The organism is Methylobacterium sp. AC433 (genome assembly GCF_979253015.1).
The window spans coordinates 161,601-176,921 of the sequence record NZ_CEEDBN010000003.1; the positions used below are offsets into that span (position 1 = coordinate 161,601).

The 15,321-nt window shown below is 69.3% G+C and carries 17 protein-coding genes; 4 read left to right on the forward strand and 13 right to left on the reverse strand.

Annotation, left to right across the window (positions count from 1 at the left end; all coding sequences use genetic code 11):
* Nucleotides 1-5: 5 nt before the first annotated feature.
* Nucleotides 6-1,769, reverse strand: a complete 1,764-nt coding sequence (locus AC0IWM_RS06725) for an acyl-CoA dehydrogenase (RefSeq protein ID WP_471753666.1) — start codon at nt 1,767-1,769, stop codon at nt 6-8.
* A gap of 122 nt (nt 1,770-1,891) precedes the next feature.
* Between AC0IWM_RS06725 and AC0IWM_RS06730 the strand changes: the two genes are divergently transcribed.
* Nucleotides 1,892-2,905, forward strand: coding sequence for an L-threonylcarbamoyladenylate synthase (locus AC0IWM_RS06730; protein ID WP_471753668.1), 1,014 nt, complete (start codon nt 1,892-1,894; stop codon nt 2,903-2,905).
* 150 nt (nt 2,906-3,055) lie between these two features.
* Here the strand turns inward: AC0IWM_RS06730 and greA are convergent, their stop codons facing one another.
* The 8 genes from greA to AC0IWM_RS06770 form a co-directional block, all read right to left on the reverse strand.
* Nucleotides 3,056-3,517, reverse strand: coding sequence for a transcription elongation factor GreA (gene greA / locus AC0IWM_RS06735; RefSeq protein WP_056474637.1), 462 nt, complete (start codon nt 3,515-3,517; stop codon nt 3,056-3,058).
* Nucleotides 3,518-3,559: 42 nt separating this feature from the next.
* A complete protein-coding gene (acuI, locus tag AC0IWM_RS06740; RefSeq protein WP_471753670.1) occupies nt 3,560-4,546 on the reverse strand; it encodes an acrylyl-CoA reductase (NADPH) in 987 nt (328 codons plus the stop codon).
* A gap of 105 nt (nt 4,547-4,651) precedes the next feature.
* The gene (locus AC0IWM_RS06745) at nt 4,652-5,254 is read right to left on the reverse strand and encodes a hypothetical protein (protein ID WP_447675546.1); all 603 of its coding nucleotides are present in this window, start codon (nt 5,252-5,254) and stop codon (nt 4,652-4,654) included.
* A gap of 193 nt (nt 5,255-5,447) precedes the next feature.
* Nucleotides 5,448-6,455: a cell wall hydrolase gene (locus AC0IWM_RS06750; protein WP_471753672.1), complete on the reverse strand. Its 1,008-nt coding sequence runs from the start codon at nt 6,453-6,455 to the stop codon at nt 5,448-5,450.
* A 171-nt stretch (nt 6,456-6,626) separates the two neighbouring features.
* Nucleotides 6,627-6,890 (reverse strand): hypothetical protein, encoded by a 264-nt coding sequence (locus AC0IWM_RS06755; protein ID WP_471753674.1) that lies wholly within the window; start codon nt 6,888-6,890, stop codon nt 6,627-6,629.
* 197 nt (nt 6,891-7,087) lie between these two features.
* Entirely contained in the window at nt 7,088-9,760 is a 2,673-nt protein-coding gene (gene ppdK / locus AC0IWM_RS06760) for a pyruvate, phosphate dikinase (protein ID WP_471753676.1), read from the reverse strand.
* Between the two features lie 147 nt (nt 9,761-9,907).
* Nucleotides 9,908-10,060 carry a DUF3096 domain-containing protein gene (locus AC0IWM_RS06765; RefSeq protein WP_082487738.1) on the reverse strand — a complete coding sequence of 51 codons (153 nt, stop codon included), beginning with the start codon at nt 10,058-10,060 and terminating at the stop codon, nt 9,908-9,910.
* 49 nt (nt 10,061-10,109) lie between these two features.
* The gene (locus AC0IWM_RS06770; RefSeq protein ID WP_471753678.1) at nt 10,110-10,751 is read right to left on the reverse strand and encodes a L,D-transpeptidase; all 642 of its coding nucleotides are present in this window, start codon (nt 10,749-10,751) and stop codon (nt 10,110-10,112) included.
* A gap of 245 nt (nt 10,752-10,996) precedes the next feature.
* On the opposite strand from AC0IWM_RS06770, the gene AC0IWM_RS06775 reads away from it, so the two are divergent.
* Entirely contained in the window at nt 10,997-11,440 is a 444-nt protein-coding gene (locus AC0IWM_RS06775; protein ID WP_471753680.1) for a VOC family protein, read from the forward strand.
* A gap of 25 nt (nt 11,441-11,465) precedes the next feature.
* Here the strand turns inward: AC0IWM_RS06775 and AC0IWM_RS06780 are convergent, their stop codons facing one another.
* Nucleotides 11,466-11,909 carry a cyclic nucleotide-binding domain-containing protein gene (locus AC0IWM_RS06780; protein WP_056474661.1) on the reverse strand — a complete coding sequence of 148 codons (444 nt, stop codon included), beginning with the start codon at nt 11,907-11,909 and terminating at the stop codon, nt 11,466-11,468.
* A 291-nt stretch (nt 11,910-12,200) separates the two neighbouring features.
* On the opposite strand from AC0IWM_RS06780, the gene AC0IWM_RS06785 reads away from it, so the two are divergent.
* On the forward strand, nt 12,201-12,395 hold the full coding sequence (locus tag AC0IWM_RS06785) for a con-10 family general stress protein (protein WP_055953126.1): 195 nt from the start codon (nt 12,201-12,203) through the stop codon (nt 12,393-12,395).
* Nucleotides 12,396-13,369: 974 nt separating this feature from the next.
* Here the strand turns inward: AC0IWM_RS06785 and AC0IWM_RS06790 are convergent.
* Nucleotides 13,370-14,173, reverse strand: coding sequence for a response regulator (locus tag AC0IWM_RS06790; RefSeq protein WP_055953119.1), 804 nt, complete (start codon nt 14,171-14,173; stop codon nt 13,370-13,372).
* Between the two features lie 180 nt (nt 14,174-14,353).
* On the opposite strand from AC0IWM_RS06790, the gene AC0IWM_RS06795 reads away from it, so the two are divergent.
* The gene (locus AC0IWM_RS06795) at nt 14,354-14,578 is read left to right on the forward strand and encodes a NepR family anti-sigma factor (protein ID WP_471753682.1); all 225 of its coding nucleotides are present in this window, start codon (nt 14,354-14,356) and stop codon (nt 14,576-14,578) included.
* Nucleotides 14,579-14,722: 144 nt separating this feature from the next.
* On the opposite strand, the gene AC0IWM_RS06800 is transcribed toward AC0IWM_RS06795, so the two are convergent.
* Together AC0IWM_RS06800 and AC0IWM_RS06805 are read right to left on the reverse strand one after the other, a co-directional pair.
* On the reverse strand, nt 14,723-14,899 hold the full coding sequence (locus AC0IWM_RS06800; protein ID WP_003599466.1) for a DUF1328 domain-containing protein: 177 nt from the start codon (nt 14,897-14,899) through the stop codon (nt 14,723-14,725).
* Nucleotides 14,900-15,069: 170 nt separating this feature from the next.
* Nucleotides 15,070-15,270 (reverse strand): hypothetical protein, encoded by a 201-nt coding sequence (locus AC0IWM_RS06805; protein WP_471753684.1) that lies wholly within the window; start codon nt 15,268-15,270, stop codon nt 15,070-15,072.
* Nucleotides 15,271-15,321: the final 51 nt, after the last annotated feature.

Genomic DNA, 15,321 nt, shown 5'->3' on the forward strand with positions numbered 1-15,321 from the left:
GCCCGTCAGCTCGCCAGGGCGAGTTCCGCATCGTCGGTGAAGTGTCCGCCGGCGACGATGCTCGCCTCCAGCCCCTCGGCCGCGGTGAGGAGGTTGTCGGCAAAGAAGCGCGCGAGCGCGATCCGGCCGGCATGGGCCGGGTCGGTCTCGCCGGCCTTCAGGGCCGCGTCGGCGGCGAGCGCCTGGCGCCCGAGGCAGGCTCCGCCCTGGACGAGCCCGAACAGGCGCAGGTAGGGCGTCGCCCCGGCCAGGGCCGCCTCGGGCCGGTTCGAGGCCAGCGCCTTGAGCTGGAAGCTCGTCGCCCGGTCCAGGCTCGCGATGCCGGCGCGCAGCCGGGCGCCGATGTTACCGAAGGCCGGGTCGGGGTCTTTGAGAAAGCCCTCGGCGATCCGGCGCAGGCCGGCGATCTGCGCCCGCACCGTGGCGCCGCCGTTCAGGGGCAGCTTGCGGGCGACGAGATCGATGGCCTGGATGCCGTTGGTGCCCTCGTAGATGCCGAGGATGCGGGCATCGCGCATGTGCTGCGCGGCGCCCGTCTCCTCGACGAAGCCCATGCCGCCATGGATCTGGACGCCCAGCGAGGTCACCTCGTTGGCGATGTCGGTGGAGAACGCCTTGGCGACGGGGGTCAGCAGGGAGGCCCGGTCGTGGGCCGCCTGCCCCTCAGGACCTTCCGCCGCATCGAGGGCGGCGGCGGTGAGGTAGCAGATGCCGCGGGAGGCCTGGGTGAAGGCCTTCATGGTGAGCAGCATGCGCTGCACGTCGGCATGGGCGACGATGGGGCTCGCCTCGGCGGCCCCCGGCGCCTTGCCCTGGCGCCGGTCGCGGGCATAGCCGAGCGCCTGCTGGTAGGCCCGCTCGGCGATGCCGACGCCCTGCAGGCCGACATTGAGCCGGGCCGAGTTCATCATCGTGAACATGCAGGCGAGGCCGCGATTCTCCTCTCCGATGAGCCAGCCGATGGCGCCGCCATTGTCCCCGAAGGCCATCGAGCAGGTGGGCGAGCCGTGGATGCCGAGCTTGTGCTCGATGCCGGAGCAGCGCAGGTCGTTGCGGCTGCCGTCCGGCAGCACCTTCGGCACCAGGAACAGCGAGATGCCGCGGGTGCCGGCCGGTGCGTCCTTCAGCCGGGCCAGCACGAGGTGGACGATGTTGTCGGTGAGGTCGTGCTCGCCGTAGGTGATGTAGATCTTGGCGCCGACGATGCTGTAGCGGCCGTCGCCGAGGGGCTCGGCCCGGCTGCGCAGCAGCGCGAGGTCCGAACCCGCCTGCGGCTCGGTCAGGTTCATGGTCGCGGTCCATTCACCGGAGACGAGCTTGTCGAGGTATCGGGTCTTGAGGTCGTCCGAGCCGTGCCGGGCCAGCGCCTCGATGCCGCCCGCCGTGAGGAGCGGGCACAGGCCGAAGGCGATGCTCGCCGCGTTCCACATCTCGTTGCAGGCGGCGTTGAGGACGACGGGCAGGCCCTGGCCGCCATGGTCGGGGTCGGCGCTGAGACCGTTCCAGCCGCCGGCGATCCAGGTCCGGTAGGCTTCGCGCCAGCCCGGCGGCGTGGTGATGACCCCGTCCTCGAGCGGCGTGCCGTGACGGTCGCCCACCCGGTTGAGCGGCGCGATGACCGATTCGGCGACCTTCCCGGCCTCGGCCAGGATCGCCTCGGCATCCTCCGCCGCGAGGTCGCCGTGCAGGCCCGCGGCAAGGGCGCCGTCGAGCCCGGCCACGTGGCGCAGGGCGAACAGCATGTCGGCCACCGGTGCGCGATAGGTCATGATGCTTCCTCCCGCGCCTTGATTGAATCGACGCGTGTCGCCCCGTGTTTGACGCATGGCCCGGCCGGGCGCTAGGCCCGGGCTCTTCCCCGCGAAGGGGTGCCAGCGAAGATAGTTTAGATATGAACGATCTTGGGTCAATCCCCGGCGATGCGATCCCGCCCGTGGCGACCCGGCGCTTGGCCGAAGACGAAGGGGGGATCGCGGCCGCGGCGGCCCTCCTCCGTGACGGACAGGCCGTGGCCTTCGCCACCGAGACGGTCTACGGCCTCGGCGCCGATGCCACCGATCCGTCGGCGGTCGCGCGGATCTTCGCGGCCAAGGCGCGCCCGCGCTTCAACCCGCTGATCGCCCATCTCGCCGACGCGCAATCCGCCTTCGCCGAGGGCGTGTTCGACGCCGCGGCCCGCAGCCTCGCCGAGGCGTTCTGGCCCGGTCCCCTCACCCTCGTGGTCCCGGCCGCGCCCGGCTGCCGGGTCTGCGACCTCGCCCGGGCCGGTCTGCCGAGCGTCGCGCTGCGGGTTCCGGCCCCTCGGAGCGCTCGGACGCTGCTGGCGCAAGTCGGCAGGCCGGTCGCCGCGCCCTCCGCCAACCGCTCGGGCCGGGTCAGCCCGACCAGCGCCGACCATGTCCTCGCCGATCTCGACGGCCGGATCGCCGCCGTGCTGGATGGCGGCGAGACGCCGGTCGGCGTCGAATCGACGGTGATCGCCTGTCTCGGCGGGCCACCGCGCCTGCTGCGGCCGGGCGGCCTCACGCGGGAAGCCCTGGAAACGCGGCTCGGCTCCGCCCTCGCGGGTCCGGAGAGTGACGATATGGCCCATCCGGTCGGCCCGGGATTGCTGGCCTCGCACTACGCGCCGCGGGCGCAAGTCCGACTCGACGCAACATCCGTGTCGAAGGAGGAGGTCGTTCTGCTGTTCGGCCCGGAATCCCCGCCCGGGGCCGAGGCGGCGCGGGCGCGCCTCAACCTCAGCCCATCAGGCGATCTCGCCGAGGCGGCGGCCCGGTTGTTCTCCGCCCTGCGACAGCTCGACGGCGTCGCCGCATCGGTGATCGCGGTTGCACCGATCCCGGAACGGGGGCTCGGCGAGGCGATCAACGACCGGCTTCGCAGAGCTGCGGCCCCACGCTGAGATTTTTCCGGAATTCTTTGGAACCCAACGCGTGGGAGCACGTTTCAACCCTACGAAGGCCAGTTCAGCCCCCAATGGCCTTTTCCCTTCCAGGGCTCGGAGCAATCCGAGCCTTTTTTCTTGGGCGCCGTCTTGAAAGCCATCGCGGGATCAACCGATCTCCGCGATCTCGCTTTCGTGTCCGTTCACCTCGACGACGTCGCCCACGACCTTGCCGGTCAGCGCGCGCGCCATGGGCGAAACGTAGGAGATCGTGCCCTGCGCCGGATCGGCCTCGTCCTCGCCGACGATGCGGTAGGTCCGGCGGCTGTCGTCCTCGGCCAGGATTGTCACGGTGGAGCCGAAGCGGACGACGTCGCCGGGCTCGGCCTCGACCAGTTGCGCGGAGCTGCGCCGCGCCGTCCAGTAGGCGAGGTCGCGGTTGACCCGGGCGACGTCCGCCTGCGCGTCGGGCGTCAGGGCGGAGAATTCCGCCTGCAGGCGCGCAACCTCGGCCTCGATCTGGGCCAGACCCTCGGGGGTCACGAAGTTGGGATGGGACGAGATCTGGCGTTCGGGAAGATCCTCGAACACCGCGTCCCCGTCACGCTCACGAACGAATGCTTGGCTCATGGAGCCGAAAACGCCCCGCCGGTGCCCGGCGTTCCATCCTGCTCACGCGACCTCGACCACCGTGCGTCCGCGGACCCGTCCGTCCAGGATCGCCTCCGCCACGGTGTCGACCCCGGGCAGCGGCACTGTCTGGGTCATCGCCGCGAGCTTGTCGTGGTCGAGCTCCCTGGCGAGGCGTCCCCAGGCCGCCCGTCGCTTCGCCTGGGGCGTGGTCACGCTGTTGACGCCGAGGAGCGAGACGCCGCGCAGGATGAAGGGGGCGACCGAGGTCGGCAGGTCCATGCCTTGCGCCAGCCCGCAGGCCGCGACCGCGCCATCCGCCTTCGTTCCGGCCAGGACGTTGGCGAGGGTCACCGAGCCGACGGCGTCGATCGCCGCCGCCCAGCGCTCCTTGGCCAAGGGCTTGCCGGGCTGGCTCAGCTCCGCGCGGTCGAGGATCTCGGCGGCGCCGAGACCGCGCAGGTAGTCGGCCTCCGAATCGCGGCCGGTGGAGGCGATGACGTGCCAGCCGGCCCGGGCCAGCAGGGCCACCGCCACCGAGCCCACGCCGCCGGAGGCGCCGGTGACGAGGACCGGCCCCTGCGCCGGATTCACGCCGTGATGGTCGAGGGCCATCAGGCAGAGCATCGCGGTGTAGCCGGCGGTGCCGATCGCCATGGCCTGGGCGGCGCTCAGGCCCTCCGGCAGCGGGACCAGCCAATCGCCCTTGACCCGGGCGCGCTGGGCATAGGCCCCGAGATGGGTCTCGCCGACACCCCAGCCGGTGAGCACGACGGTGTCGCCGGGCTTGTACTCGGCGTGGTCCGAGGTTTCGACGATGCCCGCGAAATCGATGCCGGGGATCATGGGGAAGCGGCGCACGACCGGCGACCTGCCGGTCATCGCCAGCCCGTCCTTGTAGTTCACCGTGGAGTGGGTCACCCGGACGGTGACGTCGCCCGCCATCAGGTCGGCATCGTCGAAATCCCTGAAGGCGAGGGACTGCCCCGTCTCGGTCTTCTCGACGACCCAAGCCTTGAACTGACCCATGGCATACCTCCCGCTCACGGGTCTGAGGTGTGGCACGGGCGGTCCGAATCAAGCGGCCCCGAGCGCGGTGGCGTCCGAGGCGCGTGATCGATTGCGGCCGACGGCTCAGTAGCCGTCGTAGATGCTGCCCGACGAGAAGCCGAGGCCGACGCCGACATCGGCCGAGCTGGCGCCGGTGATGCCGAAGGCATCCGGGAGCGAGCCGACGGCGAGGCTGGGACCGAAGGCGCCCGGGTAGCCGCCCTGGCCGTAATTCGCCGGGACCCAGCCCGACCGGGCGGGCTGGACGAGGACGCGGCGGCGGACGCTGGCATATTCCGCCGGGATCGTCTCGGGGATCGCCTGCGCCGGCTGGACCAGGACGCGGCGGCGGCGGACGGCGTATTGCGGCGGCACGTCGACCCAGCAGCCGATCAGCTCGCCATAGGCGTCGCGGCGTGTCTGCCAGACCCGGCCGCCCGGCGCCACGAGCACCCGCTCCGAGACGGTCTCGTAGACGGGGGGAACCGTGCGGTAGACGGTCTCGGCCGGACGGACGAGGACGCGTTCCGACACGGCGCCGTAGACCGGGGGGGTGTTCACGTGGCGGTAGCACTCGGCGCCGCCGCAGCCGCCGGCTTGGGCCGAGGAGAACTGGGCCGAGGAGAAGGTGAGGACGGCGCCGGCGATGGCGGCGAGACTGATACGGGCTGCGACCGGCGTGGTCATGGCGGGTTCCTCGGATCGAGACGCTGTACAGGACGGGATGGCGCGCGAAGCCCGCGCGCATCTCGACGTTCCAGAGGCGGCCAAGTTGCCGCTCGATCAAGCTGTATCGAGACTCAAGGTAAAATTAACCCAAGCTTAGGACTACTTAGAAGTTTCACTGCGTAGGTAAAAACCCGCGGAACTGTCGCGAAAGTCAGGTCTGCCCACGCTTGAGCTGGTAGAAGATGTGCCGGCCGATGACATCCATCTTCTTCAGCCGGCGCGACCAGCCGGGTTTCACGTAGTCCGCATGGTAGTGCGTCGCCCCGCCGACCTCGCTCAGGTAGGTGCGTCCCTCGATCACCGCACTCGCGATGCGGGTGGCGGTCTGCCAGGACGGCCCATCCGCGACCCGCAGGGACTTGCCCTCGCAGGCGAAGGAGAATTGGCAGCCCATGTAGCGGTGCCGGTTCTGGTAGACGACGCCGCAGACATTGCCGGGATAGAGGCCGCTCTTCACCCGGTTGAGGACGACCTGGGCCACGGCGGCCTGTCCCTCCTCGGATTCGCTGCGGGCCTCGAAGTACACCGCCTCGGCGAGGCAGCGCTGCTCGCGGTCCATGGCATCCGGGCCGATCAGGTCGGCGTAGCGGTGGCGGGCGACATCCGGCAGCGTGGCGGCGCCCGGCGTGGCCCCATCCGCCTGGGTTCCGCGCGGCGACAGGCCCGGGAAGGCGAGGCTCGCGGCGGCGATCTCGATCGGCGTCGCGTCGGCCGGGGCGGGCGTGGTCGAGGACAGGGCTTCGGCGCGGGGGATGGCGGGCGTCGCCCCGTCTTCCACGACGACCACCGAGCCTTCGCTCTCCCCACCGGGGTCGAGACCGAGATCGGGTGCCGGCACGAAGCCGGCGTCGAGATCGGGATTCCACGTGGCCGAGCCGGCCGCCAGCAATCCGCTCGCTGGATCCGCGAGGCTGGCCCTGACCAGGAGGGCCTCGCCCCGGCCCTCGGGGACGGCGATGCCGTCGGCGTCACCGCGGGCGTAGACCCGATGCGGCGCGTGCGAGCGGGTCTCCGTCCCGGCGAGACGCGCGCCCGGGGAGGCCGTCGCCAGGAGACGGCCCTGCCCGGCGGCCCATCCGGCGGCACCCGGCGCCATGTCCGTGCCGGCGGTGGCGGTGAAGGAGACGAGCAGCCCGATGCCGGCCGCCCAGGGGGTCATCGCGGCGCTGAGCCAGCGCAGATGCGACGCGCGTCGTAACCGTTTCGTACCCACGCCACCGACTCGCACCAGGATGCCAAACGCTCAGGTCGCCGGCCCCACGAGAGGGGCGGGGCGACCGTTGCGTTCAACTATCGTGCGGTATGGTTGCGGAGCGGTTAAGCGCCGCCGTCAGAGGGCGCCGGGGCGTCCGTGCAGCGCCGCAAGGTTGCCGACCAGCGTGGCCAGACCGGAGCGACCGCTCTCCTGCGCGCCGGCGATGCGCTCGGCATCGGCTCCGCTCTGCGTCGCCACGGCAAAGACGAACAGCGCCACGGTGGCGAGGCCGCCGATGGCGGCCACGACCCAGAGATAGGCCTGCTGCATCGCACGGGGCAGCGGCACCGCGACGGGATTTTCGTTGAGGAACAGAGGAGGTGGGCTGGTATCGTTCATGCCGGCGATCCCACGCGGTGGCTGCCGCCCTTGTGAGCAGGGTTGCCTGCGCGCAACGGACTGGCACTAGCACTGAACGTGCCCGCGCGGAATCGGTTCGCCGCGTTTTCGACAATTTGTTGAACGGTTCGTTTCATGCCCGTCCGGGGGCGGCGCGGAGCCACCTCCGGACGGGGCGAGAGCAGGTCGTGGAGCGCCTACTTCGCGCCCTTCGCGGCCAGCGCCGCCTGGGCCGCCGCGAGGCGGGCGATCGGCACCCGGTAGGGCGAGCACGACACGTAGTCGAGGCCGACCTCCTGGCAGAAGGCCACCGAGGCCGGATCGCCGCCATGCTCGCCGCAGATGCCGAGCTTGATGTTCGGCCGCACCGCGCGGCCGCGCTCCACGCCGATCCGCACCAGCTCGCCCACGCCCTCCTGATCGATCGAGATGAAGGGATCCGCCGAGAGGATGCCCTTCTGGGTATAGGCGCCGAGGAAGGTCGCGGCGTCGTCGCGCGAGATGCCGAGGGCGGTCTGGGTCAGGTCGTTGGTGCCGAAGGAGAAGAACTCCGCCGTCTCGGCGATGTCGCCGGCCCGGAGCGCGGCCCGGGGCAGCTCGATCATCGTGCCCACTTGGTAATCAAGCGTGCCGCCTGTTTCGGCAGCGACGGCCTTCGCCATGGCGTCGATGCGCGCCTTGACGATGTCGAACTCCATCTTCGTGAAGACCAGCGGCACCATGACCTCGGACGTCACCGGAGCGCCGGTCTCCTTGGCGGCCTGGACGGCGGCCTCGAAGATCGCGCGGGCCTGCATCTCGGCGATCTCGGGGAACGCGATGGCGAGGCGGCAGCCGCGGAAGCCCAGCATCGGGTTGAACTCGTGCAGCTCCGTCATCCGGCGGCGCAGCTTGTCCTCCGACACCCCCATGCTGGTGGCGACGTCCCGCACCTCCGCGTCGGTGTGCGGCAGGAACTCGTGCAGCGGCGGATCGAGCAGGCGGATCGTGACGGGCAGGCCCGACATGATCGTGAACAGCTCGACGAAGTCCTGGCGCTGGTAGGGCAGGATCTTGGCCAGCGCCGCGCGGCGGCCCTCGACGTCGTCGGCGAGGATCATCTCGCGCACGGCGACGATGCGGTCACCCTCGAAGAACATGTGCTCGGTGCGGCAGAGGCCGATGCCCTCGGCGCCGAAGTTGCGGGCGGCGCGCGCATCGGTCGGGGTGTCGGCGTTGGTGCGGACCTTCATGGTGCGCACCTTGTCGGCCCAGCCCATCAGGGTGGCGAACTCGCCGGACAGGGACGGCTCCAGCATGGCCACCTCGCCCAGGAGGACCTGCCCCGTCGAGCCGTCGATGGTGATCTTGTCGCCCGCCTTCAGGACGGTTCCGGCCACCGAGAGGGTGCCGGCCTTGTAGTCGACGCGGATCGAGCCGACGCCGGAGACGCAGGGCTTGCCCATGCCGCGGGCCACCACCGCCGCGTGGCTGGTCATGCCGCCGCGGGTGGTGAGGATGCCCTCGGAGGCGTGCATGCCGTGGATGTCCTCGGGCGAGGTCTCCACGCGCACGAGGATACATTTGCGCTCGGCCTTGCGGGCGGCCTCGGCATCCTCGGAATTGAACACGATCTCGCCGGTAGCGGCGCCCGGCGAGGCCGGCAGGCCGGAGGCGATCACCTTGCGCTCGGCCTTCGGGTCGATGGTCGGGTGCAGGAGCTGGTCGAGCGCGGCGGGCTCGACGCGGCCGATGGCCTCCTCCTCGGTGATCAGGCCTTCCGCCGCGAGGTCGACGGCGATCCGCAGGGCCGCCTTGGCGGTGCGCTTGCCGTTGCGGGTCTGGAGCATCCAGAGCTTCCCGCTCTCGATGGTGAATTCCATGTCCTGCATGTCGCGGTAGTGGGTCTCGAGGAGACCGTAGATCCGCACCAGCTCGGCGTAGGAATCCGGCATGGCCAGCTCCATCGAGGGGCGGTCGGACTTGGCCTCGATGCGGGCCTTCTCGGTGATGTCCTGCGGGGTGCGGATGCCCGCCACCACGTCCTCGCCCTGCGCGTTGATCAGGAACTCGCCGTAGAGGGCGCGCTCGCCGGTGGACGGGTTGCGGGTGAAGGCGACGCCAGTGGCCGAGGTGTCGCCCATGTTGCCGAACACCATGGCCTGGACGTTGACGGCCGTGCCCCAGCTCTCCGGGATGCTGTTGAGCTCGCGGTACTTCTTGGCGCGCGGGATCATCCAGGAATCGAACACCGCGCCGATGGCGCCCCAGAGCTGGTCCTCCGGCGCCTGCGGGAAGTCCGATCCGTGCTCGGCCTTCACGATGGACTTGTACTTGCCGACGAGGTGCTTCCAGTCCTCGGCCCCAAGTTCCGTGTCGAGGCTGACGCCCTTGCCTTCCTTGTAGTGCTCCAGCGCCTCCTCGAAGGCGTGGTGCTCCACGCCGAGGACGACGTTCGAGTACATGGTGATGAAGCGGCGGTAGGAATCGTAGGCGAAGCGCGGGTCGCCCGCGCCCTGGGCGAGCGCCTCGACGGTGAGGTCGTTGAGCCCGAGGTTGAGCACGGTGTCCATCATGCCCGGCATGGAGGCGCGGGCGCCCGAGCGGACCGAGACGAGGAGCGGGTTCTCGGGGTCGCCGAAGCCGCGCCCGGTGAGCGCGCCGACCGCGTCGAGGGCGGCCTTGACCTGGGCCTTCAGCTCGTCCGGATACTGCTGTCCGTGATCGTAATAGTAGGTGCAGACTTCGGTCGTGATGGTGAAACCGGGGGGGACCGGCAGACCGAGATTCGACATCTCGGCGAGGTTCGCGCCCTTCCCGCCCAGGAGGTTGCGCATGGACGACTGGCCCTCGGCCTTGCCGTCACCGAAGGAGTAGACCCACTTGCCCATCTGTATCCGTCCGCTTGCAGGAGTGAACACTGCCCCATGCCTAACACGGCGGGTTGGACCATCTTCTGCTGCAACGCAAGATGAACGTCTTCTCCAGGCCGGGACAGCGTGACGCTTCGGGTCGGCTGTAACGGAGCCGTTGCCCGATCAGCCGAGCGCGCGGAACACGCCGAGGCCGATCAGGCCCACCAGGATGAGGTAGATCGCCACGATGAAGTTCAGCAGGCGCGGGACGATGAGGATCAGCACGCCGGCGGCCAATGCGATGACGGGCTGAAGGCTGGAGATCGTGATGGTCATGGGGCGCGCTCCGGCACGGCTTCAGGACTTGTGTGAGCCGCGAGGCGGCTCAGACGCGGTACTTCCCGTTGCGCTTGACCAGGACCTGCGTGCCCACGGGGACGCGCTCGTAGAGATCGACGATGTCCTCGTTGAGCATGCGCACGCAGCCCGAGGACATCTGCTCACCGATGCTCCAGGGCTCGTTGGTGCCGTGGATGCGGAACAGGATGTCGCGGTTGCCCTGGTAGAGGTAGAGGGCGCGGGCGCCGAGGGGGTTGTCGACGCCGCCCTTGCGGGTGCGTGGCAGGTCCGGGTTCAGGGAGACCATGGTGGTCGTCGGGCTCCAGTCCGGCCAGACGCCCTTGCGTCCGACCCGGGCCTGGCCCTTCCACGAGAAGCCGAGCTTGCCGACGCCGACGCCGTACTGCACGGCCGTCCCGTCCTCCTGCACCAGGGCGAGCTGCCGGTTGTCGATGTCCACCACGATCGTGCCCGGCTTCTCCGGGCCGGTGTAGCGCACCACCTGCCGGCGATACTTCGGATCGAGGCGCGACTTGTCGACCAGCGGCACGTCGTAGGGCTTGTCCGGCATCGTGCCGGTGTACCAGGCGGCCTCGTCGTCCTGGGCCAGGTTCACGGGGCCGCGCGACTGGCAGGCCGCGAGGGGTGCGATCAGGATCAGGCCGAGGGCGAGGCGGCGGGACGGCATGGACAGCTCCACGTTTCGATGCGTCTGACGACGGCTTCGTCCCTGACTAGCGCTCCCCGGCCGCGGACGTTGTGTCATTCCCGCCGCAGGTAGGATGTTGCGTATCGGGCAAGGCCCCTGCCGACAGGCCTTGGGAGCGACCGATGGCAGCGGCCGGACCCGGTCCCTGCGGCGCGCATTGCATCGCGCTGGCCGGGGTTCCATGATCGGCCCGGGCCGATGACGGCGCCGGAGCGCAGGCGACGATGGTGGAGACGCAGGTGCTTGCCGAGATCGATGCCGGGACCGCCCTGGCGGACCTCGCCCCGGCCGTCCATCTCGACCATTGCGTCATCCACGTCACCGATTGGGAACGCTCGAACGCCTTCTACCGCGACGTGATGGGCGCCGAGATCATCCCGCGCGGCGCGGCCTTCGCCTACCGCTTCGGCGGCGTTCAGCTGAACGTGCATGGGCCGGGCGTGGACGCGATGCCCCTGGCCCGGCATCCGGTGATGCCGGGCAACAGCGATCTCTGCTTCCGCTGGTCGGGGACGATCGAGCAGGCCGCCGACCATCTCGCATCGCAGGGCGTGGCCGTGGAGCTCGGTCCCGTCGCGCGCCACGGGGCGGCCGGGGCCGGCCTGAGCATCTATTTCCGCGATCCCGACGGCTCGCTGATGGAGTTCATCACCTATCCGCAGCCCTGAGCGACGCGCGAGTCGCCGTTCGCCCTCAGCCCTGGCTCTGGGCGAGCTGCTGATTGGTCTGCTCCAGGCGCAGCGCCAGTTCGCGCATGACCGCGATGGCGATGGGCGGGAACTGCCCCAGCAATTCGAGGAACACGGTGCGGTCGATCCGAAGGGCCGTCGTGGGATCCACGGCGGCGACCGTCGCCGAGCGCGGCTGGTCGGCGAGGATACCCATCTCGCCGACGAGGGCGTTCGCCCCGAGGAGGGCGAGGCGGAACGGCCCCTGGGGACTGTCGATGGAGACCTCCGCCGAGCCTTCGAGGAGCAGGTAGGCGGCGTCGGCCGCGTCACCGCGGGCGAAGAGCTGCTGGCCGGATTCGAAATGCACGCGCTCGCTGGTGAAGGCGAGGAGCTTCAGGCGCGACGGTTCGACGCCGCGAAACAGCGGCACCTGGCGAAGGGACGAAACCTCGGTCTCGAGGGTCATGGGTCGGGCTCCCGTGGCGCGACGTCCCTCCGGGCACGGCACGATCTTGGTGCATCCAATGCGGGTCGCAGCGGCTTTGTCCAGACCCCGCCCCGTCGCGCTCCGCCCGCGCCGCCAGATCGGCGCGAGGGATCACGGCCGAACGGTCCAGATCAGCGGGAGATCTAACGGTTAAGCTTGGATTAATCGCCAATCGTGGCGGCCGCGACTGCTCGTCCAACGATCAGATGAGGAACCATCGATATTGGCAAAGGTTGTCTTGGCAGTGAACGCAAAGCTGAGGAGGCGCTGATGGCATCAGGAAATTCCACCTCGAAGCGAGGTTTCGCGTCGATGGACCTCGAACGGCAGCGGGAGATCGCGAGCAAGGGCGGGCGCAGCGTGCCCGCGGAGAAGCGCTCCTTCTCGCAGGACCGCGAACTCGCCTCGAATGCCGGCCGCAAGGGCGGACAGTCGAGCGGCTCGGGCCGCCCCGGCGACGAGTAAGAACTACTCCGGCGCGTGGCCTTCAGGGCCACGCGCCATTCTTCGTCCGACGACGCGCCAACGAAAACGCCCCGTTCCTTCAGGACGGGGCGTTTTCGTTGCAAACGATTTTCGAGTGGGCTCTGTCAGGTCATGCAACGGCCCGGAACCATGCGACGGGCTTCCGGCCCAGCCAGTGAACTGATCGACCGCTCGCATCCTTCCTGCAGAGGCTTGCGGAGACGGGGCATGTCCTTCTCACTGGCGGTCCGTCCCATCTCGGGTGCGGTTGATTCGGACCGCGGTGCGACGCTCGGAACGGAGGCGACGTGCAACGGCCGCGATGTGGCCGGAACGACACGGGTCTCGGGGGAAATCCGATCGGCGACCAATGCCGGAGGCTTCGTGGTCGGGGTCCACTGATCCGCTGCCTGACGGACGGTCGGCTGGATCAGCAACGTCAGAACGGCGGCCGGCCCACTCACGCTGAGAAAGAAGCGAGACCGAGACATCGTCGTAATCTCCGCGCAGAGCTTGACAGGTTGTCGGTTCAACGCAGCTCGGAAACAACGGTTCCTTAACCATCGTAAACTGAAAAACCAAGCCTTAACGGGTTAGGTCGCATTCTCTGGATTGCACGCGTTCCGAGCCGCCGCTCATGAGGGTCGTGGCGAAAATGCATCTGGGAAGATAAAAATTCCGTCCGCACGGCACAGGTTCGGAACTGGAGCAGCCGCGCGTCGTTGTTCCAGCACCCGGCCGCCTGGTCCTCCCCCGCATTCCCCTTGTGCATTGGCCGGAACCTTCCAACGGGTCGGACATCCTCCGACCCGTTTTTTTGTGCCCGTTTTCCAGGGCGGGCCGGCGCTCCGAGCCGGCGCTCCGAACCGGGACCGAAGGCAGTTCAGCACGAAAAAACCCCGGTGGTCGGACCGGGGTTTCAGGGCTGTCAGGCCGCGATACTCGGCGCGCGTCGCGCGCCGGACGTCGCCAAATCAGGCGGACTTCGCCTCGCGACGGCGGGCGCTCTGCTGGAAGAACAGAGCCTGACTGATCACGGCCGAGACGTTGGCGGGCTGGAACGGCTTGGCGATCAGGAAGGCCGGCTCGGGCCGCTCGCCGGTGAGGAAGCGCTCGGGATAGGCGGTGATGAAGATCACCGGGACCTCGAAGGTCTTCAGCAGGTCGTTCACCGCATCGAGGCCGGAACTGCCGTCCGCCAGCTGGATGTCGGCCAGGATCAGACCCGGGCGCGTGCCCCCGGAAGCGATCTTGATCGCCTCGGTGCGGGTGCGCGCGACGCCGATCACGTTGTGGCCGAGCCCCTCCACGAGCGCCTCGAGGTCCATGGCGATCAGCGGCTCGTCCTCGATAATGAGGATCTCGGTCGCCATGTCGGCCGCGAGCTCGCGGCCGGCCTCGTCGACCAGATCGCGCACTTGGCTGACGTCGACGTCGAGGATGATCGCCGCGTCCTCCTCGGAGAAGCCTTCGAGGCAGGAGAGCAGGAAGGCCTGGCGCGGCAGCGGCGTGATCTGGCCGAGGCGGACCTCCGCCGGCAGGTCGTGCTGAACCTGCTCGCTCTGGCCGTTCACCGAGAGCGAGTTCCAGATGCGGGTAAAGACGCGGAACAGGTCGGCCTTCACGTTGGAGCTTCGGCCGAGCGTCTCGGGCTCGTTCACGAGGGTCTCGAGCGTGGCCGCGACGTAGGCGTCGCCAGCAACCTGGCTGCCGGTCAGCGCCCGCGCGTAACGGCGCAGGTACGGCAGATGCTGAACGACGAGTTGAGCTGTCGACATTATATCCCCTTGGCTTTGCCGTTCTCTCGGGCGCCTCCGCCACAACGCGGAATGCAGGGCTCCGTTCCGCCGGCCGGGAACCGATTGTTCACAGCAGCGTTGCAGGTGCAGCCATGGCCTATGTGAAGCCGCAAAACAATCGCGGCGATGTCGCTTGTCGACATCCAAGGGGACCGACGTATGGACGATAACGGACCGGGTCCCGGCTCCTCACCCGAGGGGGCCGACCCGAAGACGGGCGACGCTGTGCCCGGGCAGGGACTGAGCGATCATACCCAGAAGCGGATCGGACTTCATCTCCGGGCCATGTACGACACCATCGTGCAGCAGCCGGTGCCCGACCGGTTTCGTGACCTGATCGCCAAACTCGACGCGACGACGCCGGATCCCGACCCGCAGACCTGACGCGTCCGTCCGGGAGCCGGGTGGCCGAGCGTGCCGCGCCACGCATCCGCTTGGCGGGTCGCGCGAGCGGCAAGGAAAAAGGGCCGCTCGTCGGAGCGGCCCTTTTCATGTGTCAGGTTGCCGGCGTGCCGGCGTCGACGCGTATCAGAGCGTCGGCGAGCGGCCGCGCATCAGGCCGATCACGGCCGAGATGGCGAACAGCACGATGGCGACGAAGAACACGAGCTTCGCGGCTTCCATCGCCGTGCCGGCGATACCACCGAAGCCAAGCAGCGCCGCGACGAGGGCGACGACCAGGAACGTAACGGCCCATCCGAGCATGTGACTCAACCCTTCATCAAGTACGGTGCAGCATCGGCTGCGACCTCATGACAGCATAACGCCAAGTTAGCGGGACGGTTCCTGCGCCCGTCACAGGATCGCCACCTTTTCCTGTGGGGACGAGACCGCGCTTTGACTCGGTTTGTCGGTGACGCGGTGGCAGCCCGGCGTCAGAGAGCTTTGCGCCGCGAGGCCCGACGCCAGGCAAGAGCCGCGAGGGCCAGGGCGAGGCCGTACTGAGCGAAACCGTTTTCCGAGAGATCGCCGATGGACCCGTGCATCTGAAGCAGGAGCCGGGTCAGGCCGTTCAACGCGACGAGGGCGGCGCAGAACAGGGCCGAGGCGGCGAGCAGGGCGACGAATTCGGGCATGGCGGCGTGTCCGGTTGACCCGAACTCCACCACGCAAAGCTTGCGCCAGCC

Coding starts and splice junctions, on each gene's coding strand:
- AC0IWM_RS06780 (WP_056474661.1), bottom strand. CDS start 11,909: ATGACCCTCGAGACCGAGGTTTCGTCCCTTCGCCAGGTGCCGCTGTTT.
- acuI (WP_471753670.1), bottom strand. CDS start 4,546: ATGGGTCAGTTCAAGGCTTGGGTCGTCGAGAAGACCGAGACGGGGCAG.
- ppdK (WP_471753676.1), bottom strand. CDS start 9,760: ATGGGCAAGTGGGTCTACTCCTTCGGTGACGGCAAGGCCGAGGGCCAG.
- AC0IWM_RS06775 (WP_471753680.1), top strand. CDS start 10,997: ATGGTGGAGACGCAGGTGCTTGCCGAGATCGATGCCGGGACCGCCCTG.
- AC0IWM_RS06805 (WP_471753684.1), bottom strand. CDS start 15,270: ATGCCCGAATTCGTCGCCCTGCTCGCCGCCTCGGCCCTGTTCTGCGCC.
- AC0IWM_RS06790 (WP_055953119.1), bottom strand. CDS start 14,173: ATGTCGACAGCTCAACTCGTCGTTCAGCATCTGCCGTACCTGCGCCGT.
- AC0IWM_RS06730 (WP_471753668.1), top strand. CDS start 1,892: ATGAACGATCTTGGGTCAATCCCCGGCGATGCGATCCCGCCCGTGGCG.
- AC0IWM_RS06765 (WP_082487738.1), bottom strand. CDS start 10,060: ATGACCATCACGATCTCCAGCCTTCAGCCCGTCATCGCATTGGCCGCC.
- AC0IWM_RS06755 (WP_471753674.1), bottom strand. CDS start 6,890: ATGAACGATACCAGCCCACCTCCTCTGTTCCTCAACGAAAATCCCGTC.
- AC0IWM_RS06745 (WP_447675546.1), bottom strand. CDS start 5,254: ATGACCACGCCGGTCGCAGCCCGTATCAGTCTCGCCGCCATCGCCGGC.
- AC0IWM_RS06800 (WP_003599466.1), bottom strand. CDS start 14,899: ATGCTCGGATGGGCCGTTACGTTCCTGGTCGTCGCCCTCGTCGCGGCG.
- AC0IWM_RS06725 (WP_471753666.1), bottom strand. CDS start 1,769: ATGACCTATCGCGCACCGGTGGCCGACATGCTGTTCGCCCTGCGCCAC.
- AC0IWM_RS06750 (WP_471753672.1), bottom strand. CDS start 6,455: ATGACCCCCTGGGCGGCCGGCATCGGGCTGCTCGTCTCCTTCACCGCC.
- AC0IWM_RS06785 (WP_055953126.1), top strand. CDS start 12,201: ATGGCATCAGGAAATTCCACCTCGAAGCGAGGTTTCGCGTCGATGGAC.
- AC0IWM_RS06770 (WP_471753678.1), bottom strand. CDS start 10,751: ATGCCGTCCCGCCGCCTCGCCCTCGGCCTGATCCTGATCGCACCCCTC.
- greA (WP_056474637.1), bottom strand. CDS start 3,517: ATGAGCCAAGCATTCGTTCGTGAGCGTGACGGGGACGCGGTGTTCGAG.
- AC0IWM_RS06795 (WP_471753682.1), top strand. CDS start 14,354: ATGGACGATAACGGACCGGGTCCCGGCTCCTCACCCGAGGGGGCCGAC.